The 21945-nt window shown below is 36.5% G+C and carries 19 protein-coding genes and 1 pseudogene; all 20 read left to right on the top strand.

Features of this window, described 5'->3' with window-relative positions:
- Positions 1-9: 9 nt before the first annotated feature.
- The 20 genes and pseudogenes from C8C76_RS10415 to C8C76_RS10320 all read left to right on the top strand — a co-directional run bounded on the left by C8C76_RS10415 (position 10) and on the right by C8C76_RS10320 (position 21893).
- Positions 10-1065, top strand: coding sequence for an HD-GYP domain-containing protein (locus tag C8C76_RS10415; RefSeq protein WP_108141383.1), 1056 nt, complete (start codon positions 10-12; stop codon positions 1063-1065).
- A gap of 225 nt (positions 1066-1290) precedes the next feature.
- The gene (locus C8C76_RS10410) at positions 1291-3486 is read left to right on the top strand and encodes a cell division FtsA domain-containing protein (RefSeq protein WP_108141381.1); all 2196 of its coding nucleotides are present in this window, start codon (positions 1291-1293) and stop codon (positions 3484-3486) included.
- 95 nt (positions 3487-3581) lie between these two features.
- Entirely contained in the window at positions 3582-4565 is a 984-nt protein-coding gene (locus tag C8C76_RS10405; RefSeq protein WP_108141379.1) for a type I phosphomannose isomerase catalytic subunit, read from the top strand.
- Between the two features lie 67 nt (positions 4566-4632).
- Positions 4633-5271, top strand: a complete 639-nt coding sequence (locus C8C76_RS10400; RefSeq protein ID WP_108141400.1) for a hypothetical protein — start codon at positions 4633-4635, stop codon at positions 5269-5271.
- A gap of 34 nt (positions 5272-5305) precedes the next feature.
- Entirely contained in the window at positions 5306-6082 is a 777-nt protein-coding gene (locus C8C76_RS10395; RefSeq protein WP_108141377.1) for an IclR family transcriptional regulator, read from the top strand.
- Between the two features lie 124 nt (positions 6083-6206).
- Positions 6207-7247 carry an acyl-CoA dehydratase activase-related protein gene (locus C8C76_RS10390; RefSeq protein ID WP_219909383.1) on the top strand — a complete coding sequence of 347 codons (1041 nt, stop codon included), beginning with the start codon at positions 6207-6209 and terminating at the stop codon, positions 7245-7247.
- Between the two features lie 7 nt (positions 7248-7254).
- Positions 7255-8340: an acyl-CoA dehydratase activase-related protein gene (locus C8C76_RS10385; RefSeq protein ID WP_108141375.1), complete on the top strand. Its 1086-nt coding sequence runs from the start codon at positions 7255-7257 to the stop codon at positions 8338-8340.
- Positions 8341-9306: pseudogene (locus C8C76_RS10380) on the top strand (acyl-CoA dehydratase activase); the annotation flags it as partial.
- Positions 9307-9590: 284 nt separating this feature from the next.
- Positions 9591-10982, top strand: coding sequence for a class II fumarate hydratase (fumC, locus tag C8C76_RS10375; RefSeq protein WP_108141371.1), 1392 nt, complete (start codon positions 9591-9593; stop codon positions 10980-10982).
- Between the two features lie 496 nt (positions 10983-11478).
- Entirely contained in the window at positions 11479-12768 is a 1290-nt protein-coding gene (locus C8C76_RS10370) for an HD-GYP domain-containing protein (protein WP_108141369.1), read from the top strand.
- A gap of 31 nt (positions 12769-12799) precedes the next feature.
- Positions 12800-13420: a hypothetical protein gene (locus C8C76_RS10365; protein WP_108141396.1), complete on the top strand. Its 621-nt coding sequence runs from the start codon at positions 12800-12802 to the stop codon at positions 13418-13420.
- 23 nt (positions 13421-13443) lie between these two features.
- Positions 13444-14271: a DUF6544 family protein gene (locus C8C76_RS10360; RefSeq protein ID WP_181248194.1), complete on the top strand. Its 828-nt coding sequence runs from the start codon at positions 13444-13446 to the stop codon at positions 14269-14271.
- A gap of 218 nt (positions 14272-14489) precedes the next feature.
- Positions 14490-15662 (top strand): FprA family A-type flavoprotein, encoded by a 1173-nt coding sequence (locus C8C76_RS10355; protein ID WP_108141365.1) that lies wholly within the window; start codon positions 14490-14492, stop codon positions 15660-15662.
- 214 nt (positions 15663-15876) lie between these two features.
- Complete coding sequence (locus C8C76_RS10350; protein ID WP_108141363.1) at positions 15877-17016, top strand: aminotransferase class V-fold PLP-dependent enzyme; 1140 nt, start codon at positions 15877-15879, stop codon at positions 17014-17016.
- A 67-nt stretch (positions 17017-17083) separates the two neighbouring features.
- Positions 17084-17683 carry a sulfurtransferase-like selenium metabolism protein YedF gene (gene yedF / locus C8C76_RS10345; protein ID WP_108141361.1) on the top strand — a complete coding sequence of 200 codons (600 nt, stop codon included), beginning with the start codon at positions 17084-17086 and terminating at the stop codon, positions 17681-17683.
- 75 nt (positions 17684-17758) lie between these two features.
- A complete protein-coding gene (gene selD, locus C8C76_RS10340) occupies positions 17759-18799 on the top strand; it encodes a selenide, water dikinase SelD (RefSeq protein ID WP_108141359.1) in 1041 nt (346 codons plus the stop codon).
- The gene (locus C8C76_RS10335; protein WP_108141357.1) at positions 18790-19062 is read left to right on the top strand and encodes a DUF3343 domain-containing protein; all 273 of its coding nucleotides are present in this window, start codon (positions 18790-18792) and stop codon (positions 19060-19062) included. Before selD ends, C8C76_RS10335 begins: the two co-directional genes overlap by 10 nt.
- A 126-nt stretch (positions 19063-19188) precedes the next feature.
- Positions 19189-20637: an NAD(P)/FAD-dependent oxidoreductase gene (locus C8C76_RS10330; RefSeq protein WP_108141355.1), complete on the top strand. Its 1449-nt coding sequence runs from the start codon at positions 19189-19191 to the stop codon at positions 20635-20637.
- A gap of 116 nt (positions 20638-20753) precedes the next feature.
- A complete protein-coding gene (locus C8C76_RS10325; protein WP_108141353.1) occupies positions 20754-21092 on the top strand; it encodes a hypothetical protein in 339 nt (112 codons plus the stop codon).
- Positions 21093-21323: 231 nt separating this feature from the next.
- Positions 21324-21893, top strand: coding sequence for a TetR/AcrR family transcriptional regulator (locus C8C76_RS10320; protein ID WP_108141351.1), 570 nt, complete (start codon positions 21324-21326; stop codon positions 21891-21893).
- The last annotated feature ends 52 nt before the right edge of the window (positions 21894-21945 follow it).

The raw sequence follows: 21945 nt of genomic DNA, 5'->3' as shown, positions 1-21945 counted from the left end.
ATATAGTATATGCGCTTAGTCTTAACAGAAAATCTAAAAGAAGATATGGAATTAGCCAAACCAATTTATGAAAATGGAAATATACTACTAAATAAAGGTGTTAATAATTTATATAAATATAAAAGTAAGCTGCTAGAGCTGGGGATAAAACATCTTTACATTGAAGATAGGTATTCATATGATATTGAAATCAATGATGCAATTAAAGACAGCACCAGGCGCACCGGAAAGAAAATAGTTACCAATACCTTTGACAGGATCAAAAATGGTTTTATAGATTTAAATACTAATGACTTAAAGAATGTTGTTGAAGATATTACTGATGAGCTGGTTCTAAATGAGGATGTTTTATTAAATCTAGTAAGTCTAAAAAGCACCAGTGATTATACTTATGAGCATTCAGTAAATGTTAGTGTGGTCTGTATAGCCCTCGGTAAAATGCTCGGTTACAGTAAAAGTGAGCTTTTTAAACTTGGAATGGGAGGGATGCTGCATGATATTGGTAAGACTCTTATTCCTGAGGAAATTTTAAACAAGCCGGCTAAATTAACAGATCATGAGTTTGAAATAATAAAAAATCATCCGGAGTTAGGATTTAACTACCTGCAGCAGATTGAGTCAATTAGTCCCCTGTCAAGAATAGTTGTTTACTCACATCACGAGCGGGTTGACGGTTCCGGCTACCCTAGAGGGCTTAAAGGTGATGAGATCCACGAATTTGCCCGGGTAGCTGCTATTGCTGATGTTTTTGATGCCTTAACCAGTGATCGAGTTTACAGAGATAGATGGCCGACCTATAAAGCAGCTGAGTATATTATGAACCATACAGAACAGCTCTTTGATTATCAACTGGTTAAAAAGTTTTTGCCTCAGGTTTCTTTTTATCCCAATGGTTCGGAAGTGATTTTAAGCAGTGGGCATCGGGCGGTAGTCAGAACTCAGAATGTAGGGTTTCCGACCAGACCGGTTCTCAGATTAATCGAAGATGATGAAGGTAATGAGCTGGATAAGGAACTGGATCTTTTAAAGCACATGAATATTGTAATTACTAAGGTGATTGTTTAATATATTTTCTAATAAAATACTTTGGTTTAAATAAAAATTTAATCCGATTTTTTAAGCTATCTTTCTAAGTTGATTGGGAAGATAGTTTTCTTTATTTAAGCAGCTTCAGATGATTTTTCTTCGATTAATTTAAAGGGATATCTACCTGAATATAGAATATAATTAGCAGGTAGGAAAATTAAATTTACTTATTTTTATTAAATGTTTACAGGGAGGAATATCTTTATGACCAGTGAGATTACCTTTGCTCTGGATATTGGCACCAGAACAATTGTTGGAATTTTAATAAAAGAAACTGAAACTGGCTATCAAATTGTTAATTCTGCTGTGCGAGAACATCAGACCAGAGCAATGCTTGATGGTCAAATACATAATGTGGCCCGGGTGGCAGAAGCTGTGGCCGAAGTAAAAAAGGAACTGGAAGAAAAATCCGGGCTGACTTTAAAAAATGTGGCCATTGCAGCTGCGGGAAGAGCTCTAAAAACAGTAACTAAAAGCCATAATATTGAGCTGGAAAGAAGCAGATATATAGAAGAAGAAGATCTCAAAACTCTGGAATTAAAAACTATTCAGAAGGCTCAGGCTGAGCTCAAAAACGATCAGCAGCAGGAGCAGGCTTATCAAAGTCAGGGGCTGGAAACTAAGAAAAATAAAATTAAGGCAGTAGATTACCACTTTGTTGGCTATACAGTCCGCAAATACAGGCTGGACGGAATGGAACTGGGTCATCTTTTAGGACAGCGGGGTAAAAATATGGAAGTTGAACTTGTTGCTACCTTTTTGCCCAGAATTGTTATTGATTCTCTGCTTTCTGTAATTAACAGAGTTGGTCTGGAAGTTGAACACCTGACTCTGGAGCCAATTGCTGCTTCTCAGGTAGTAATTCCAGAGGCGATGAGTAATTTCAATCTGGCTCTGGTTGATATAGGAGCCGGTACTTCTGATATTGCGATTACTAGGAGTGGTTCTATTTCAGGTTATGCGATGGTACCGGTGGCCGGTGATGAGATAACAGAGATTATCTCAGAAAAGTTTTTAATTGATTATAATAATGCAGAAAAGGTAAAATGCAGTCTCTTAGAAGATGAAGTTTTAGCAGTCAAAACTATTTTGGGTGAGAGTCTGGAATTAAATAAAGATGAGGTTCTGGCTGCAGTTGAAGAACAGCTGGAGCAGCTGAGCAGCTCGATTGCAGAAAGTATTCTTGAAATCAATTCTGCACCTCCACAGGCTGTGATTTTTATTGGTGGTGGAAGTCTGACACCAGGGCTGAAGGAAAAGTTTGCTGAAAAAATTGATATAATTGAAAGCAGAATTGGAATCAGAAAAAGAGAAGACTTAAATAATATTGAAGGAGAGATAAGCGGGATCAACACTACCCAGACTTTAACTCCACTTGGGATTGCAGTCAGCACCAGGGAAACACAGAGTAAGGCAGTTTTTATTGAGGTAGAGGTAAATGGAGATCGAATTAATCTGCTTACTCTCTCCCAACCAACAGTTGCCGATACACTGCTGGCAGCTGATATCGAAATGGAGCAGCTCAGTCCTCGACCGGGAATGGGACTTACTGCGACAGTTAATGGTGAGCTTAAGACTGTCAAAGGTGAGCTGGGAACTGCGGCTAAGATTCTGCTTAATCAGGAAGAGGCGAAACTGAAGCAGCGGGTAACAAATGGTGACCGAATCAGTTTTAAAGCCGGCAGACCCGGCCAAAATGCTGAAGCAGAGATTAAGGATGTTATCCCGGCTGCAGATTTGTGCAGCTATCAGATCTATTTAAACGGCACTAAAAATAAAGTTGGGACCAGAGTTTTTCAGAATGGCAGTCTGGTAAATTTAGACCAGGATTTAGTTGACGGAGCTGAGATTGAATATACAGTTCCAGAGACTGTAAGGGATGCCCTGGCCCAGCTGCTGGAATTACCTGCTGGTAGTTTTAAAAATGAAAGCATAAAATATAATTTCAACGGTAGAGAAGAGGAAGCAGTAATCTCTCGTTATTCTGTGACTACAGCTGAAGGCAAAAAAGTTGATCTTGATCGTCCTTTAGAAGCTGGTTTAAAACTTCAGATTGAAGAAAAAGAAGACGAGAGTCTGACTATCAGGAATTTACTGCGGAAAAAAGGTAATCAGGAAATTGATTTTTATTTCAACGGCAGTGAACTGAGTGTTCCCAACCAGCGCTGGGAAGTAGAGGTTAATGGAGAAAGTGTAGATTTAACTTACAAAATTCAGGCTGGAGATCAGATCAGAGCTTTTTCGCGCACTTTAACTGTTGAAGGAGTATTTGATTATATTAATTATGGGATCTCAAAGCAGCTGCAGCAGAAAATGCAGTTGATTTTAAATGGTGAACCTGTTAATCTTTCTGCAAAGATAAATGATGGTGATAAATTAAAAGTTAAACTGAATGCTTAAATAAAGCAGGGCTAAACTGTTTGTTTATAATAATTATTTATGTTTTTAGACTTAAACATTAATATTTTTTAAATATAGATTGGGAGGAATAATATATGTTTTATCCGCTAAAATTTGATCACAAATATATAGAAAAAATCTGGGGAGGAACGAAACTTCAAAATTATAGAGATGATCTGCCAGAGGTAGATGGTCAGATTGGAGAAAGCTGGGATGTTTCTGCTCAGGAAGCAGGAATGAGTATTGTTCAAAATGGAAAGCTTGCCGGAAAAACCCTAAAAGAATTAACAGCAATGTATCCACAGCAGATTCTGGGTGAGGAAATAGAGGCAGAGGAATTTCCGCTTTTATTAAAAATCCTTGATGCACAGGCTCAGCTTTCAATTCAGGTTCATCCAGATGATGAGTATGCTGCTAAATACCCGGGTGAGGCTGGTAAAACAGAAGCCTGGTATGTAATTGATGCTGATGAAGATTCTTATTTAGTAATTGGAACTGAAGACTGCTCAGAAAGTGAATTCAAAAAAGCAGTCCAGAATGATGAGATTAATCAGTATGTTAAAAAGATTAAAGTTGAAAAAGGCGATGTCTTTTTTATTAAGGCCGGGCTGCTCCATGCGATAGGAGCTGGAATTATGCTGGCCGAAATTCAGCAGAGCAGTGATACAACTTACAGAGTTTATGATTACGGCCGCGGCAGGGAACTGCACCTGTCAAAGGCAATGGATGTTATTGATTTTAAATTAAGTTCAGAAAAGAGAAAGGGTCTTAAAGTCTGTGGTGATGATTATGATTACAGCTATTTCTGTTTGAATGATAAATTTGCCCTTGATATTATCGATGTAAAGAAAGCCTATCGGGATCAGGGTGATCAGCAGAGATTTTATATCCTGACAGTAGTCGAAGGATCAGGCAAACTAATCTATGGTGATCAGGAGCTTGAATTAGATGAAATTGAAAGTGTGCTGATTCCAGCTTATTCCGAAGAATTTAGAATCGAGGGTAATTTAAAATTAATGAAAAGTTATGTCCCTGATCTAGAAAAAAACCAGGATCAGATTTTATCAATTATTGAGTAAATGCTATTTTGTTAAGTTGATTTATTCTAGCAGGAAAAGATTTATCTAAATAATGAAAGGAAATTTTATGGATCAGGAAAAGATACAGCTTTATCTGACACGATTTTTTCTCTTTTTGCTTTTTGCCGCAGTAGTTGGTAATTTTATAGCTGAAAACTGGCTTAACCTTTTTACTTCAGTACTGGCAATTATTTTGATCTATCTACCATCTTACTTAACTGATAAGAATTATCTGCAGATTCCTACCGGTCTTCAGTTCATTATCATCGTTTTCATATTTGCTTCAATGTATCTGGGGGAACAGCGAGAGTTTTATTACCGCTTCTGGTGGTGGGATAGTATGCTGCATCTGATTTATGGGATGGGCATGGGTTTTATTGGCTTTGTAATGGTCTATGTTTTAAATAAAAATGAAAATATTGATGTGGTTTTAAGTCCAATTTTTGTAGCAGTTTTTGCTTTTTCATTTGCAGTAACTATTGGTGTTTTCTGGGAGATTTTTGAATTCTGGATGGATACTATTTTTGGCTTAAATATGCAGAAATCAGGTCTTGTCGACACCATGTTTGATCTGATGGAAGACTGTGCTGGTGCTTTGATCACCTCAACTATTGGCTATTTTTATATTAAAACTAAAAGGCCGTCACGGTTTCAGAGATATTTGAGCGAGGTATTAGAGAAGAACAGCAAATTTTTCAAAAAATAAACTATTGTATTTTGAGATTAGAAAGGAATGAATCATGGCTTCTAAAAAACCAAACCAGTTAATAAAGTCGCTTGATAGAGCACTTGATATTTTGGAATTAATAGTAGGAAAAGAGAATGGAATGGGAGTAACTGAAATCAGTCGGGAGCTGGATATTCACAAGAGCACAGTTTACAGGCTTTTGGATACTCTTAAATTTAGGGGTTATCTGGAAAAGAATGAAGATAACCATAAATATATTGCAGGGATTAATTTATTTGAATTAAGTTCCAAAGTTTTAAATGATATTGACAGTAGAATCAGAGTGCGCCCCTATTTAGAAGAATTGATGCAGAAAACTAAAGAAACCATTCACCTTGGGATTTTGGATTCTGGAGAGGTTATTTATCTGGATAAGGTTGAGAGCACGGCCACAATTCGCATGTATTCTCAGGTTGGAAAAAGAGTTCCGGCTCATTCGACCAGTCTGGGTAAGGCAATTATGGCTCACCTGCCTGAAAAAAAGGTGAGGGAGATCTTAGAGGAAAAAGGAATGGAAAAAAATACTGAAAATACTATTACCAGTGTTGAAGAATTTTTAAGCCATTTAAAAAAGGTAAAAAAGCAGGGTTATGCAGTTGATGATGAGGAGCAGGAAGAAGACATTCGCTGTATTGCTGGCCCGATTTTTAATCATCGGGGAGAGGTTGTGGCGGCTTTTAGTATTTCAGCGCCAATAACCAGAATGACAGAAAGCCGAATGAATGAACTGGCAAAATTGGTGGTCGAATATTCACAAAAAATGTCCAGATCCCTGGGATATAGTAATTAGATTAAAAAGAGCTATTTTAATTGATGGCTCTGATTGTATTTAATTGGCTTGAAATTATTTAATAATTGCTATAAAATATTTATAAATTATAAATAATTCTCAACAGAGATTCTGGAGGTTAAATATGAAAAATATAAAAATAGGAATACCCAGAGCTCTACTTTATTATTATTATTTTCCTTTCTGGCTTAAACTTTTTTCGGAACTGAAGCTGAAGGTTGTAATTTCAGATAAGACCTCAAGGGATTTGTTAGACAGGGGGGTAAAAAAATCATTATCTGAGATTTGTGTGCCAATTAAGGTGATGATTGGTCATGTGTTAAATTTAGACAAAAAAGAAGTTGATTACATTTTCCTGCCTCGATTTAGAACTATTAGAGAAGATGTAGTCTTATGCCCCAAGTTTTTAGGGCTGCCGGATATGATCAGACATTCTCTACCTTCTTTGAAGGCGGAAGTGATTGCAGATATCATTGAAGCTGAAAGTGATGATATTTCTCAATTTTCCAATCACAAAAAACTGGCAGAAGAGCTCAAAATTCCTAAAAAAGAGATGGAGACTGCTCTCAAAAAAGCAGCAGAGTTCTGGCAGCGGTACAGAAATTTACTTTATAAAGGTTATTTAGTTGATGATTTTTTAGGAGTAGAAAAAATTGAGGTGCTGGAAAAACTTATTTCAAAATTTGAAAATAGTTCAAAACTGCCTCAGAGTCAAAAAGAGGAACTGAATTCTTCTACAACTGAGGAAGTTGTTGATATTGCTCTGATTGGTTATGTCTATGATGTTTATGATCAGTACATAAATATGGATATCACTAATAAACTTAAGGAAATGGGAGTGCGGGTTCATACTTTTTCTATGGTCAGAGAAGATATTATTGAAAAGGAGCTTGCTGAGCTGAGAAAGCCCATGTTCTGGGAATTTACCAATAAGCTTTACGGAGCAGCCGAGCATTATTTTAAGAAGCAGGAAATAGATGGAGTGATTCATCTTACTGCCTTTGGTTGTGGGCCGGATTCGATGCTGGGGCAGATTCTCGAAATTGATGCTAAAGATTATGACAAAGCTTTTATGACCTTAAGAATTGATGAACAGACTGGAGAAAGCCATATTATTACCAGAATTGAAGCTTTTATTGATTTACTCAGATTAAAAAAGGAGTAGTAAAAAGATGAGATTATCCTTTCCTTATATGGGGCCAACAATTGTCTATAAAAAGCTTTTTGAATTACTGGGTCATGATGTTGTTATGCCGCCAAAACCAAATAAAGAGATTATTGATCTGGGAGTAAAACACAGCCCTGAGTTTGCCTGTTTTCCTTTTAAAGTGATAACAGGCATTTATTTAAAGCTGATGGAAAAAGATGTGGATACTCTGGTGACCAGCGGCGGACATGGTCCCTGTCGTGCTGGCTATTATGGTGAAGTACATAAAAAAATTCTTAGAGATTTAGGTTATGATCAGGTAGAAATTATTGTGATTGATTCTCCGCGTGATGATTACCGCTACTTTTATGAGATTGTAAAAAAGCTTAAGGGCAGCAGTTCCTGGCTGCAGGTGGCCCGGACAATTAAAATTGTTTATGAGCTGACTAAAGCATTAGATGAAGTAGAAAAGCAGGTAGAAGTTTTAAGAGCATATAATGAGAATGGAGTTATCAATAGAATCTGGCTGGATGCTCAGGAAGAATTTTATCAGATTAAATCCGCCAGGGATATTGAAAAAACTAAAAATAAATATTTAACTAAACTAAATGAATTTAAAGATTCAATTCCTGCTGAAGAAGATCGCTATCGAATAGGCATTATTGGAGAAATTTATGTGGTCCTGGAGCAGTCAATCAACAATCAGATTGAGGAAAAAGTCAATTACTTTGGTTTTGAAGTTGAGCGCTCCCAGTATTTAACTGACTGGATTAGAGAAAATGCCTTTCCTTTTACCGGTAAAGAGCTTGAGGAGATAGAAAAAAAGGGAGAAGAATTTATAGAGATTGAAATTGGGGGTCATGCCCGGGGTAATATCGGACATGCTATTGATTTTAAGGAGAGAGGATTTGATGGGATTATTCATCTTAAACCCTTTGGCTGTCTGCCGGAGCTTGTTTCACAGAGTGTAATTGACGACCTTTCTGAAAAATATGAGATTCCAGTCTTAACAATTTCTATCGATGAGCAGACCGCTGATGCAAATGTACTAACCCGAGTAGAAGCATTTTTGGATATGATCAAAGAAAAAGATATGAGGGAGGTCATGTAGATGCAAAATCTTTACCTGGGAGTAGATATTGGTTCAGTTAGTATAAATATTGTTGCAGTAGATGAAGATAACCGGCTTGTTTTTAAGCTTTATACCCGCAACTCAGGTAGTCCAATTGATCTGGTTAAAGAAGGACTTAAAGATTTTAAGGACGAAGTTGATTTAGCTAATTATGAAATCAGTGGAGTTGGAGTTACCGGGAGTGGCAGACAGTTAATTGCTTATGTTCTCGGAGCTGATACAGTTAAAAATGAAATAACTGCTCATGCCAGAGCCTCAACCTATTATTATCCTGATGCCGGAACTATTTTTGAAATTGGTGGTCAGGATTCTAAATTAATAATTGTAGAAGATGGAATTGCGGTTGACTTTGCCATGAATACTGTCTGTGCAGCTGGAACCGGATCTTTTCTGGACCATCAGGCAGAAAGACTGGGAATTCAGATTGAAGAATTTGGCAGCCTGGCTCTGGAGGCAGAGCGGGATGTTAGGATTGCCGGCCGCTGTACTGTTTTTGCTGAATCTGATATGATTTCAAAACAGCAGTATGGCTTTACCAAACCAGAAATTATTAAAGGTTTATCGGAAGCACTGGTCAGAAATTATATGAATAACCTGGTTAGAAATAGAGTCTTAGAGGGTAAATTTATTTTTCAGGGCGGAGTTGCAGCCAATATCGGTATCAAATCTGCTTTTGAAGAAGAGATTGAAGCTGAAGTAATTGTTCCTGAACATCATGATGTAATGGGTGCGATTGGAATTGCAATGCTGGCTAAAAGAGATATTAAGCGTAGTGGAGAGAAAACAAATTTTAGAGGTTTTGATTTAACTGAGGAAAAATTTGAAACTATAAGTTTTGAATGTGAGGACTGTGCAAATAACTGTGAAGTGATTAAAGTTATTGCAGATGGAAGGGTTATTGCAGTAACTGGTGACCGCTGTGGCAAGTGGGCAGCTTCTCTAATTACTGCTCAAAATCCGGCTGCTGCTGATATGAAAGAAAGTTCTCAAAAGCAGGAAGCCGAAGCTGAAGAAGAAACAAATTTATATAAGGTAGACCCGGAAAAGGAAAAGCAGGTAATGCGTGAGTTAGAAGAGCTGGAGCTGGAAGATGAGAAAAAAGAAGAGGAAAAGGCAGCTGAAGAAGCAGAAATTGCTCAGAAATCAGAAGCAGCTGATAGTGACGAAAAAGATGATAATGTTTATGTTTAAGTCTTATGTTTAAGTCAAAAATTTAAATGAGGTGTTTTATGGAATACAGAATTGAGAAGGATAGTTTGGGGGAAGTAAAAGTACCGGCTGATAAACTTTATGGAGCACAGACAGCAAGGGCTGTAGAGAATTTTCCAATTGGTGAAGAAAAAATGCCGCTAGAAATAATTCGAGCTTATGGGATTGTCAAAAAGGCGGCTGTGCTGGCCAACCATGAGCAGGGATTGATCAGTAGAGAAAAAAGAGATTATGTTTTAAGGGCAGCTGAGGAATTAATAGCTGGGGAACTGGATCAGCATTTTCCCATTTCTCTCTGGCAGACCGGTTCCGGTACTCAGACCAATATGAATGTCAATGAGGTGCTGGCAAATAGAATTTCAGAGCTGGCAGGAGAAGAGCCGGGAAGTAAAAAGCCAGTTCATCCCAATGATGATGTTAATATGTCTCAGTCATCTAATGATACTTTTCCAACTGCGATGGCCCTGGCGGCTGTCGGCAGAGTGGAAGACTTTTTGCTTCCGATTTTTGAAGATTTGAAGGAAGTGCTGGCAGAGAAGGCGGAAAAATATGCCGATTTGGTTAAGGTGGGGAGAACCCACCTGATGGATGCAACCCCAATTACACTGGGACAGGAGTTTGCAGCTTATGCCTCTCAGCTAAGCGATATTACTCAGATGCTCAAAGATAGTCTTAAATATTTAAAAAAACTGCCTCTGGGAGGAACCGCTGTTGGTACGGGTTTAAATACCAAAGCAGGCTTTGCCGAAAAAGCAGTTAAGTATATTAATCTGGAAACAGAAAATAATTATGTGGCTGCTGAAAACAAATCTGCCGGAATTGCAGCTCATGATAGTTTTGTTAATTTGAGTGGGGTTTTAAAAACAGCAGCTTCTTTTTTAATGAAGCTGGCCAATGATACCCGCTGGCTGGCCTCCGGTCCCCGCTGTGGTGTCGGTGAGATTAATATTCCTAAAAATGAGCCCGGCAGTTCAATAATGCCGGGAAAAGTAAATCCAACTCAGGCAGAAGCCTTATTTCAGGCGTCAGCTCAGGTAATGGCCAATGATACAGCTGTTAATCTTGGTGGAGGCAGCGGCAATTTTCAGCTCAATGTTGCTAAACCTCTAATTATTTACAATATACTGCAGTCAATCAGACTGCTCGGTGATGCTGTCAGTTCCTACAATCAGCGCTGTTTAAAAGGAATTGAAGCCAATAAAGATCAGATCGAGTCCTATCTGGAGAGCTGTTTAATGCTGGTTACTGCATTGAACCCGGTAATTGGCTATGATAAAGCAGCAGAGATTGCTCAGAAGGCCTTTAGAGAGGATTCAAGCCTAAAAGAAGCTGCAGTAAGTCTTGGCTATTTAACTGCCGAGGAATTCGAAAAACACGTGGATCCTAAAAAGATGACCGAACCGAATCTTTAAAACGTACACGCACCGTGAACCACCCGATTTATGTCGAAATATGTAACCCGCGCTGAATTAGTAATTTTTATTAAAATAAAAGTAGTAAGCTGATAGGTTCTGAGAATTTTTCTCAGGACTTTTTCTTTTGGAATATACTATAATATTATAAAAATTAATGGTAATCCTTATTAATAAAGCTATTAAAGCACTTTTTTTGCTCTAAAAAAGAGGACTTCTGCCAATAATATTGAATTATATTAAAGAGTAATCTGGCAGCAGAGAGAGACTAGCTTAAATAAAATGAGCCGAGCTTACCTTCGTAAATGAGCTTAGAAATACAAATAACGAAGGGAGCTGAATCTTAATGAAAAAGTTTTATGTTGCTATCACAACAGCTTTAATTACATTTGGTACAGCTATTTCTGTATTAGCTGAAACCAGTCACTGGAGATAAAATAGTGGTTAAAATTTTTATTCTGCTGCCGGATATTTAAAAAGAATGTGAGGGTTCATAATGAAGAAAAAACTAAAAATTTATCTTGCTTTTATTTTTATAATAACTATCTCACTTGGATTAAGTTTAGCATTTATATATATTAAAGATTTCAATTTGGGTGAAATTATATTTTTAATTATTTCTTTACTGGTAGTTAATAATATGAGTATGTTTTTTAATTCTTTAACAGAAATTAATACTTCTATGAATCTTCCCATAGTAATTATTGGCTTTATGTTTTTAAATCCCTTCTGGACAGCTATTTTGTCAGCAATTGGCTCAATTGAATTTAGATTGTTGAAAAGAAACTTTGTCTGGTATAAGTTTCTGTTTAATAGATTTGTTTTATTTTTAGCTGCAGCTTCTGGAGCATTTTCATTTAAACTGGCAAGGCCACTTTTAGATAGTGGATCTTTCCCTTTTTTATCAATTTTACTGGCAAGTATTATTTATTTTATAATCAATAACACTTTAGTTTATATAGTTATTAGGATTGCAGAAAATGATGTAAATAATCTTTCATTAATTAGTTATTTTAGAGAACTTTCGAAAAATTTAATTACATCTTATTTTGTAGGTCTTATTTTATTAGCCTCTTATTTTTATTTTGGAAAGATATTATTTGCTCTTGTAATAATTTTATTATTTATAATTAAAGATTTTTTCTATTCTCGACTACAACAACTGAACTCCTATACTCAAATAATCGAAAGTTTCTTAAAAGTAATTGACTCAAAAGACCATTATACTGAAGGTCACTGTGAACGAGTGGCTAAATATACATATCATCTATGTGATGAAATGGATTTATCATGGGCTAAATCAGAAAAAATAATAAGTGTTGCTAAAATTCATGACATAGGTAAAATTTATGTTGACGATGATATTTTGCGAAGTTCAGATAAATTAAGCGAACAGGAATATCAAGAAATTAAAAGACATACAGAATATGGATATCAACTTTTAAAGGATATAGATATTTTGAATAAAGAATTAGATGTAATTAAATACCACCATGAACGCTGGGACGGTAGAGGATACCCTGAAGGTCTGAAAGGAAAAGAAATCCCGGTAGGAGCCAGGATTTTAACGGCCTGTGATTCACTGGATGTAATGATTACCGGCAGAACATATAAACCGCCGATGACCAAAGAAGAAATCATTGAGGAATTTAAAAAATGCGCCGGGGGACAGTTCGATCCGGAAATTGCCGAGAAAATGATTAAATTAATCAGAGATGGATATTTTGATGATAAATTTAAAAGTGAAGAAAAAATCAGGAAATTAGAGTTGTCGCTTGAATATTAAACCGAAAAAGTTAAAAAGGGGAGAGCTGAATATGAATACAGAAATAAAAAAATTGATTCAGGAACTTGAAGGGGTAGTCTCCTGTAATTTAACAGGTGCAGATCAGATAGACGAAATCCACATTATAGCTGATAAGAAAAGAGATCCTAAAAGGATTGTTAGAGATGTTGAAACAGTCTGTCTGGTGCACAAAGATTTTAAAATAGACCATAAAAAGATCAGTATTGCCAGGATCGACAGTAATTTTGCAGAGGCTGCTGACACATTTTCCAGCGAAAGAATAGAACTGGTTTCAATTTATACTGAAAATAATCGCTCCCGCTGTAATGTGGAAATGAAAATCAATGGGCAGGAAATCAAAGAAAGTTTTGAAGCTCAAATTGGAGAAAGCATAGAAAAATTGATTGGAAGATCTGTTTTAACTATTTTAAATAAATATTTAGATTTTAAGCTGCAGCTTATTGTTGATGATATTTTTACGATCAAAGGCAAAGAGGAGCTGGTAATTGCTGAAATTTCAATGTATAACCCCGAAAACAATTTAAAACAGGAAAAATTAGTTGGAGCTGTTCATGTAAATAATAATATTTCCTTAGCAATTGCAAAGGCCTGTTTAAAAGCCGTTAATAGAAAGATCTGTTATTTTATCTAAAATAATAAATAGAGGTGATTATCTTGCTAAAAAAAATATTGATTCTAGTACTTTTAATAATAATTTCATTCTCAATATATACAGTATTGGCCAATCTCTATCTTGACCGCCAGTATGAGCAGGATGTCAGCTCTATGCAGAGACGATATACACTCAGTGATAATCTTTCGATTCCAAATCCAAATAGTATTTCTATTCCTTCTTCCTTAAGAAGATATATTCAGGCCAGTATTCCGGATCACAGAAATTTATCAACTTATGTTAATCTCAATTATTCTGGCAAATACCGTAAGGATAAATATGGTGAGATGTTTGATTTTAAAGTCAAATCATTTTACAATTTAAAAAACGAGGAGTTTGTCAGTGAGTGGTTTATTGATGAAAATCGGGTTACTTTTAATAAATTGCGAGAGGTATCGATTGGAGATAAACAGATTTATGAATTCAAATATATGGGAATTAAAAATAATCAGGAAGTTTACGGACAGAGTGCTCTACCTTTTCTAAAGAGCCGGATGATTATTGATGCAGTTTATTTTCCTTATTATTATTTAGCAAGCGGCAGTATAGATTATAGATACATGAGCAATAACCGGACACTTCTGGAGTTGAATACTACTTCTGGAAAACTTAATTATGTTCTTGATTTTAATGAACAGGGAAAATTAATTTCTATTACGACTGATGAATTTAATTTCGATGGAAACAGAGTTAGCCTCAAAGCTTATTATGATGATTATATAGATTATCAAAATTATAATCTGCCGGCTTCAATAACTGTGGAAATTGAAAATAACTTTGATAAATATGTTTTATATGAAGCCAATCTAGATAGTGTTACCTATAGATAAATAAAAAATAATTCTAATGCCTTTTGATTTGAATTTAAATCAGGGCATTTTTTCTGTGACATAGCTCACAGAACTAATAAAATAAAAGGCATATAATAAACTTGACAAAAGAAGTCGGAATTAATATAATATGTATTGACAGGCTAATTCTGTCTGTACATATTTATAATTATTATAATAACTTTCAAAAAGTATAAGAATATAAGGAGGAGTTTTAAATGTTTAGAAAAGTTAAAGATGATATTTACAGTGTGGGAATTATTGACTGGCACCGCAAGTTGTTTGATGAGTTGATTCCTCTACCTGATGGTACAAGTTATAACTCGTATTTTGTTAAAGGTGAAGAAAAGAATGCAATTATTGATACAGTAGAGCCTGATTTTGTTCAAGACTTTTTAGATAATTTAGATGATCTCGGGGTGGAAAAAATAGATTACATTATTTCCAACCATGCCGAGCAGGACCATTCAGGGTCTATTCCTCATTTATTAGAGAAGTTTCCGGAAGCTGAGGTTTTAAGTTCCAAAAAAGCAAAGCCAATGCTTTTAGACCTGCTTGATCTTGATTCTGATCAGATTAGAGTAGTTGAAGATGGTGAGACTGTTGATTTGGGTGGCCGCACCTTAGAGTTTATTGATACTCCCTGGGTTCACTGGCCTGAAACCATGTCAACCTATCTGCAGGAAGAAAATATTTTATTCCCCTGTGATTTCTTTGGCTCTCACCTGGCAACCAGTGATCTATTTGTAGAAGATCATAGTGAGGTTTATAAGGCTGCCAAAAGATATTATGCTGAGATTATGATGCCTTTTAGAATGATTATCAAAAAGAATCTGGCTAAATTAGAAGACTATGAGATTGACATGATTGCTCCCAGCCACGGTCCTATTTATGATAATCCAGAAATGATTTTAGAAGCCTATCAGGAATGGGTTAGTGATGAGGTTAAGCCAGAAGTTGTAGTGCCCTATGTTTCAATGCACGGCAGTACTGATGATTTAATAAAATACTTTATCAGTCGGTTGATTGATGAGGGAATTAAAGTTAAACCCTTTAATCTGGCCGATGTTGATTTAGGTGATCTGGCAATTTCACTTGTCGATGCATCAACTGTAATCTTTGGTTCTCCAACCGTTTTAACCGGACCACATCCATCTGCAGTATATGCAGCTTATCTGGCCAATGTCTTAAAGCCAAAAACCCGTTATGCTTCGATTATTGGTTCTTACGGCTGGGCAGGCAGAATGACTGATAAGCTCTTAGAGCTAATGCCTAACTTAAAGGTAGAACTCTATGATCCAGTTGTTGCAAAAGGCCACGGGGCAGAAGAGGATTATCAGGAAATTGACCGTCTGGTAGAAGAAGTAAAAGCTGACCTGGAAAATCTTTAGAAAATATAAATAAAGTTCGCTTTAATTGAATAATCTCCAAGAGAAGGCTCCTGTCTTAGCGCAGGGGCTTTTTTATGTTCATTTATGTTCACGCACCGGGTGCGTGAACATAAATGAACATTTTCAGTCAGATAGCTAAATTTAAATAAAGGTTTTTCAGGCTATAAAAAGAATTAATTATTTAAGACAGTTTTTAAAAGGCGGTGTAAATTTAATGATATATTTTAATAATGCTGCTACCAGCTGGCCCAAACCGGAGTCTGTTTATCAGGCGGTGGACACATTTTTTAGAAACTCAGGCATGAATCCCGGTCGTTCAGGTTCTGGGAAAAGTATGGATGCAGCCAGAAAGGTTTTTGCAGGCAGGGAAGAAGTGGCTGATTTTTTTGGAGTTAATGATTCTGCTCATATAGTTTTCAATTCTGGAGCAACTGAATCTTTAAATACTGTAATTAAGGGTGTTTTAAAAAGAGGAGATCATGTTATAACTTCAAAGATGGAACATAACTCGGTGCTGAGACCGCTGGAGCGCTTAAAAATTGAGAAAGCAATTGAAGTAGATTACATAGATATAGACCCGGAAAGTGCAGAAATTGATTATCAGGGAATCATAAATGCTGTTAAAGATAATACCCGTTTAATTGTAATTTCTCATGCCTCCAATGTTCTGGGGACAGTTAATGATCTTAAAAAAATTGGAGAAATAGCTGCTGCAGAAAAAATATTGTTTTTAGTTGATGCAGCCCAGACAGCGGGAGTGATTCCTATTGATGTGGAGGAGCTGAAAATTGATTTTCTAGCAGTCCCGGGCCACAAGTCATTATTTGGACCACCAGGAGTTGGTGCTTTATATGTTAGAGATCCCAAGTCTATGCTGCCTTTAAAAGAAGGTGGAACCGGAACAAATTCCTTAAGCATTACTCAACCTGAAATAATGCCGGATTATCTGGAGGCAGGAACCCTTAATACACCTGGAATAATTGGTCTGGCGGCAGGAATTAAGTTTATCAAAAATGAAGGCCTTGCCAGGATTCATCAACGGGAGATGACTCTGCTTGAGCGGCTGATTGCCGGTTTAACTGATCTACCTGAGATAAAACTTTACGGAAAAAAAGAGACTAAAAATAGAACAGCTGTGACAGCATTTAATCATCAGGGTTTGAGCTCCAACCAACTGGCCTTTAAACTGCAGCAGGAATATGATATTCAGCTGCGGGGCGGCCTGCACTGTGCTCCTTTATTACATCAGAGTCTGGGCACAGATAAAACTGGAATGCTGAGGCTCAGCCCCGGTTATTTTAATACTGAAGCCGAGGTAGATAAATTTTTAAATATAATAGAAACGATTAAGTAATTTAATTTACTTTAAATAATTAACAGATCAAATTTAAAAATCCAAATTCTAACTGGAGGAATTAAAAATGAAAGAAATAGATGCACGTGGTTTAGCCTGCCCCAAGCCGGTTGTGCTGACCAAAAAAGCGATGGCTGATAATGATGAAATTTTAACTGTAGTTGATAATAGAACTGCTTCGGAAAATGTTGCTAAACTGGCTCGTAAAATGAAGGCAGAAGTTACGATTGTAGAAGAAGCTGAAGATTACTTTAAAATTATGATTAAAAAAACTGCCGCTGATAAAGTAGAGGATAAAGCTGGTGCAGCTGTCGGCTCTGAGTCTGAATCTCAGCAGGGAAAAGTTTATTTAGTAGCCTCTGATACCTTAGGTGAAGGGGATGAGGAGCTTGGTAAAATTTTGATTAAGGGTTTTCTTTCAACTCTACTAGATATTAAGCCCCAGCCTAAAAAAGTAATTTTCTTAAATGCCGGAGTTAAGCTGGCTGTTTTAGAAAAGGATGTGACTGCTGTTTTAGCTGATTTAGAAGCAGCAGGGGTTAAAATCCTACTCTGTGGAACCTGCCTGGATTATTACAATTTAAGTGATCAGGTTGAAGTTGGAGAGGTCAGCAACATGTATGAAATTGTTGACAGCCTCAACAGCAGCAGTACTGTCAGAGTTTAATTTGCTATTTTCTTTCATTAATTATATATTTATAGATGTAGATTTAAAGAAATAGTAAAGAAAGTTGGTGATATTATGTCTCAGATCAAATTAACTGATTACAGCAAAACTTCTGGTTGAGCAGCCAAGATGGGCCCTAAGGCTCTGGCGCAGGTTCTGCGTCGCGTTAATTTTCCGGCTGATCCGGAAAAACTTTTAATCGGTCTTGATAAGGCTGATGATGCTGCTGTCTACAGTCTAACAGATGAGATAGCTTTGATTCAGACGCTTGATTTCTTTACCCCGGTAGTGGATGATCCCTATCTATTTGGACAGATTGCTGCTGCTAATGCCTTAAGTGATGTTTATGCAATGGGCGGCCAGCCTATTTTAGCAATGAATATAGTTGGTTTTCCTTCCTGTCTGGAAGCAGAAATTCTTTCGCAGATTCTGCAGGGAGGTGCTGATAAAGTTAAAGAAGCAGGTGCCAGCTTATGTGGCGGTCACACCGTTGTTGATGAAGAGCCCAAATATGGACTTTCGGTAACCGGGACTGTCCATCCAGATAATTTACTCAGCAACTCCGGTATAAAAGAAGGTGATCTCATTCTTTTAACAAAGCCGCTGGGAACTGGAGTTATGGTTTCAGCAATTAAGGGTGGTTTCACTAAAAGTGATGAAAATAATCCGGCAGTAAAATCAATGTTAACATTAAATAATACTGCTTTAAAATATTTTGACCAGTATCAGATCAATGCCTGTACAGATGTAACCGGTTTTGGTTTGATTGGACATCTGCTTGAGATGTCAGAAAACAGCAGTCTGGAAATCACAATTGAGGCTCCAGAGATTCCAATTTTTGAAGGAGTAAGAGATTTTGCGGAATCCGGACTTTTACCCGCAGGTGCCTATAAAAATAGAGATAATTATGAGGGATTTGTCAGTGAGAGCGGAAAAAGAGACCAGACTCTTTATGAATTAATGTATGATCCGCAGACCTCAGGTGGCCTTTTAATTTCAGTTGCCAAAGAAGATGCAGCTGAGCTTTTAATTGATCTCTACGGAGAAGGTCTGGATGTTGCTGTGATTGCGAAAGCTAAAAAAGGTCAAAAAGGAGTTAAAATAGAATGGGAGTAAAGCAGGATAAGTTGATTTTATTTCAGTCGACTCATCATTCAATCAAGGCTGAAAAAGTTTTTATGGATAATGATTTACTTTACAGGATGGCAGCTGTACCACCGGAGATATCTACCGACTGTGGTTCGGCAATAGCTGTTCCCGCTGAACTGGAAGCACTGAAAGAACTGCTTGAGCAGAATGATATTTTAGTTGAAGCAGTTTATGAAGTAAGTGAAAATAAAAGTGGGAAAAAATATAGAAAGATTTACAGTGCAAAATAATTGAAAAGGCTTTTCTCGAATTTTAAAATTGTGGGAAAAGCCTTTTTAGACTAAATAGCGGTCAGTTAAGACCATAAATTTTCGAAATATTTAAAATAAAGTTTCAGAAATTAAGGAGGGTCTTAAATGTATGATGTTGCTGTTATAGGAGCGGGTGTGGTTGGTTCGGCAATAGCAAGAGAGTTATCTAAATATCAGCTTGAGCTAACACTGATTGAAAAAGAATCGGATGTTTCCACCGGTGCTTCCAAGGCCAATACAGGAATTGTCCACGGCGGTTATGTTGCTAAAGCAGGAACCTTAAAAGGAGAACTCTGTATAAAGGGAAATTCAATGTATCAAAAACTGAACGAAGAGCTTAATTTTGGCTACAAAAAAACAGGTGGTCTGGTGCTGGCTTTTGATGAAGAAGATGAAAAAACACTGGAAAAAATTTACCAGAATGCCTTAAAAGTCGGCCAGCCGGAAGAGGAGATAGAAATTATCGATGGTGATCGGATTAAAGAAATTGAGCCTCATGTCAGTGATCAGGTTCAGGCAGCCTTTTATTGTAAGAATATTGGAGTCACCTCTCCCTATGAATTTACCATTGCCCTGGCAGAAAATGCTGTTGATAACGGAGTCGATTTAAAGCTGGAATCAGAAGTTATAAACATTGAAAAGGATAACGGATATTTTGAAGTAGAAACAGTAAACGAAAAAATTAAAAGCCGCTATCTGATTAATGCAGCTGGAATTTATGCTGACCGGATTGCATCAATGCTTAATACTGATGATTTTGAAATTTATCCAATGCGGGGAGAATATGTGGTATTTAGTAAAAGTCAATCTCACTTAGTTAATTCAGTTATTTTTCAGGCACCAAACCCTAAAACTAAAGGAGTAGTAGCCACAACAACCACCCACGGCAATTTTATGATCGGGCCCAATGCGGAAGAAATAGATAAAAAGAATGATGTCAGCACTACTTTTAAGGAAATTAAATATATCATTGACCAGGCCCGCCGTTCAGTACCGGATTTTGATACCAACAGGATGCTGAGAACCTTTGCCGGGCTGAGACCTAAAAGCACCAGAGGAGATTTTATAATCGAAGAGACAGAGCATAAAGGTTTCATTCAGGCAGCAGGAATTGACTCACCCGGTCTAACCTCTTCACCAGCTATTGCAAAAAAGCTAGTTAATATTTTAAAAGATTCAGGACTTAAGCTGAATAAGAAAGATGATTTTAATCCCCAGCGACCAGCCATTGTGGTGGAAAAAGATGAAGATTTCGCCGGTGAAATAGACCATCAGGAGCCGAAAAAGAATATTATCTGCCGCTGTGAAACGGTGACTGAAGCTGAAATCCTGGATGCCTTGAGCCGTTCGATTCCAATCAAAACAACTGATGCTGTTAAAAGAAGAACCTGGGCCAAAACCGGAGAGTGTCAGGCAAACTTCTGTGAAAGCAGAATTAAAAAGATAATCAGCCGGGAATTAAATATTCCAGTGGAAGAAGTGAAAAATCGGGATGAAGATTATGTGCCGGAGCGCCTTGATGTTTATGAGCTCAAAAAGAAGCTGAATTCTTAGCTTCAGATTTTAAATAAAAAAATATATAGAATTTATAAAAAAATTACAAATAACTGTTAAATCAAATTCTATTTTGTGATATTATGTGAATAATATTACAAAAGGAGATGGTGAGTTTGAAATTTTTTGATTTAGATGAGTATCTAGAAAAGGATGAAAAATGTAATATTTTTAGTTATGAAGAAAAACATTCAATGCGAATTGTCCAATTTTTTGAAGGTGATTTTATGCCCCCCAGGCCCTTTATAGGTGAATCAATTATGTTCTTAATGGAAGGAAAAATCAGCTATAAAATTAATAGAAAAGATTATATAATGAAGAAAAATCAAATTATTGTTTTCAATGATGATCTAGTTTCTTTGACTGCTAAAGAAGACTGTTTACTGCTCTTTATCCGAATTAACGGTGAAGAAGAAAAAGAATTTTATTCTATGAAAAAGTCACAAACAATGTAAATAGTTTATGATTTTTTATTGAAATTGTACAAAAAGACTGCACTGCGAAAAGTCAATTTCGGGTATTTTATCAGGAGGACACCCCTGTCATAATAGGAATTATACAATTTGGAAATTGATGATTAAGACTTTTCGCAGTGTAACATAGAATAATTTTAAATTAAGTGGCTTGACAAAGAAATTTTATAGTGCTATAATATGAATGAACACTCATTCAAGGAGTTGATAAAAGTGGCTCAGGAAACTAAAGATAGAATTAGAAAGGCAGCAGTAGAAATCATTTCTCAGGAAGGTTTTTTCAACACGAGAATGCAGGATATAGCTGATCAGGCAGGTCTGGCAGTTGGAACTATTTATAATTATTTTTCCAGTAAGGATAAGGTTCTGGCCTATATTTTTAAAGCAGAGATGAAAAGAAGAATGGAAATTATGTCAGAGCTAAAGGAAAAAAAGCTTTCAACCAAAGAATTCTTAAAAGAATTTTTAAATAGACATTTTTCAGTTTTAATTGAGAATCCTCACCTCGGCAGGGTGCTTGTTCGTGAAAAAGACTTTTCCCGGGGCGAAAAAAGTGATCAGATAAAAGATCATATGAATTCTTTAATTAAAATGCTGGAAAAACTTTTTCAGGCTGGTGTTCAAAAGGGAGAAGTTAAAGAGATCAACACTCATTTAATGGCAGTCTATTTCTTTGGCTCGATGCAGGGAGTTATCGAATATTCGTTAACTCAACCGGAGATGCAGCTTTTAGAGGAGGCGCCTGACTTTATTTTAGAGCGGATTGACCATATTTTTAATTGATTTAAGAAAAGTAGTTAGCAGAAGGGTGATAAAGGTGTCCACTCCAGTTTAT

The sequence above is a fragment of the Halanaerobium saccharolyticum genome (assembly GCF_003053565.1).
Lineage (GTDB): Bacteria > Bacillota > Halanaerobiia > Halanaerobiales > Halanaerobiaceae > Halanaerobium > Halanaerobium saccharolyticum_B.
Note: the sequence above shows the minus strand (reverse complement) of the source record. Positions and strands in the feature narration are given on the sequence as shown.

Bases quoted from the DNA above. Each gene is read 5' to 3' on its own strand.
- C8C76_RS10350 (WP_108141363.1), top strand. From the start codon at position 15,877: ATGATATATTTTAATAATGCTGCTACCAGCTGGCCCAAACCGGAGTCT.
- C8C76_RS10415 (WP_108141383.1), top strand. From the start codon at position 10: ATGCGCTTAGTCTTAACAGAAAATCTAAAAGAAGATATGGAATTAGCC.
- C8C76_RS10410 (WP_108141381.1), top strand. From the start codon at position 1,291: ATGACCAGTGAGATTACCTTTGCTCTGGATATTGGCACCAGAACAATT.
- C8C76_RS10355 (WP_108141365.1), top strand. From the start codon at position 14,490: ATGTTTAGAAAAGTTAAAGATGATATTTACAGTGTGGGAATTATTGAC.
- yedF (WP_108141361.1), top strand. From the start codon at position 17,084: ATGAAAGAAATAGATGCACGTGGTTTAGCCTGCCCCAAGCCGGTTGTG.
- C8C76_RS10390 (WP_219909383.1), top strand. From the start codon at position 6,207: ATGAAAAATATAAAAATAGGAATACCCAGAGCTCTACTTTATTATTAT.
- C8C76_RS10405 (WP_108141379.1), top strand. From the start codon at position 3,582: ATGTTTTATCCGCTAAAATTTGATCACAAATATATAGAAAAAATCTGG.
- fumC (WP_108141371.1), top strand. From the start codon at position 9,591: ATGGAATACAGAATTGAGAAGGATAGTTTGGGGGAAGTAAAAGTACCG.
- C8C76_RS10335 (WP_108141357.1), top strand. From the start codon at position 18,790: ATGGGAGTAAAGCAGGATAAGTTGATTTTATTTCAGTCGACTCATCAT.
- C8C76_RS10385 (WP_108141375.1), top strand. From the start codon at position 7,255: ATGAGATTATCCTTTCCTTATATGGGGCCAACAATTGTCTATAAAAAG.
- C8C76_RS10330 (WP_108141355.1), top strand. From the start codon at position 19,189: ATGTATGATGTTGCTGTTATAGGAGCGGGTGTGGTTGGTTCGGCAATA.
- C8C76_RS10365 (WP_108141396.1), top strand. From the start codon at position 12,800: ATGAATACAGAAATAAAAAAATTGATTCAGGAACTTGAAGGGGTAGTC.
- C8C76_RS10395 (WP_108141377.1), top strand. From the start codon at position 5,306: ATGGCTTCTAAAAAACCAAACCAGTTAATAAAGTCGCTTGATAGAGCA.
- C8C76_RS10400 (WP_108141400.1), top strand. From the start codon at position 4,633: ATGGATCAGGAAAAGATACAGCTTTATCTGACACGATTTTTTCTCTTT.
- C8C76_RS10370 (WP_108141369.1), top strand. From the start codon at position 11,479: ATGAAGAAAAAACTAAAAATTTATCTTGCTTTTATTTTTATAATAACT.